Origin of the sequence: thiotrophic endosymbiont of Bathymodiolus puteoserpentis (Logatchev), from assembly GCF_900127505.1 — a bacterium.
Lineage (GTDB): Bacteria > Pseudomonadota > Gammaproteobacteria > PS1 > Pseudothioglobaceae > Thiodubiliella.
In genome coordinates, this window is the sequence record NZ_UEXF01000028.1 from 100,423 (window position 1) to 101,507 (window position 1,085).

Annotated in this window: 1 protein-coding gene; it reads left to right on the plus strand. The window is 43.1% G+C overall.

Annotated elements, in window-relative coordinates; all coding sequences use genetic code 11:
• Positions 1-897: galactose-binding domain-containing protein (locus BHECKSOX2_RS04755; protein ID WP_180323663.1), on the plus strand; the 897-nt coding region annotated here is incomplete at its 5' end.
• Positions 898-1,085 lie beyond the last annotated feature (188 nt).

Sequence of the window (1,085 nt, forward strand, 5' to 3'; positions counted from 1 at the left end):
GCCTTTGCCGCCCTTAAAGCCGATGGCTCAATCAAAGCGTGGGGTGACTCAGATTTTGGAGGCAAAAACGCACCTGTTGACAAAGGCTATACCAAGATTTATTCAGCTGCATATGCCTTTGCCGCCCTTAAAGCCGATGGCTCAATCAAGACATGGGGTGACTCAAAGAGTGGAGGCACAACCACGCCCAATGTACCTACTGACAAAGGCTATATCAAGATTTATTCAACTGATAGCGCCTTTGCCGCCCTTAAAGCCGATGGCTCAATCAAGACATGGGGCAATTTAGATAATTCGTGGGGTAGAGAGGATAAACACACAAATGTGCCCACTGACAAAGGCTATACCGCGATTTATTCAAATGAATTTGCCTTTGTTGCTGTTAAGTCTGATGGCTCAATCAGGACATGGGGCGACTCAGGTTATGGAGGCACATACGCCTCTGGTTACAATCTAGCGCTTGGAAAGCCTGCCACACAATCCAGTATATATCCACACCGCATTCACGCTGTTGCTGGCTATGCAGTAGATGGCAATACTGATGGTGAATTCTTAAATAGCAGCACAACCCACACCAAAGATGAACAAGGTGCTTGGTGGCAGGTTGATCTAGGCGGTAAGAAAAACATCAATCAAATCATTATCTACAACCGCACTGATTGCTGTACAAATAGACTAAGCAACTACCAAGTTAGTATCTCTAATAAAGCAGACTTTAGCACCCACACCTATCAACAAGACTTCCATGTTGCGCCTAATCCTAAAAAGACTATTAAATTAGACGCATCAGGTAAACAAGGTCGCTATGTTAGAATCCAGTTGCTTGATAAGAACTATCTGTCTCTAGCAGAAGTTCAGGTTATAGGTGTTGATCTTCAAATAAAGAAAACACAGTAAGAGTGTTTCAGTTACTGGTTACTTAGGGTTGTGATGCGTTGGTGGTTAAGCCTCATGGATAGCTAAATCTTTCGTTATGTTGTTGCTCTGTGCACTGATGAGGGCAACACTGTTTATATTAGAGTATAAAAGGTTATAAAACAGCTGGTGGTTAATCATTCAACGGGTGAATCTGTAAATGGTGTGGT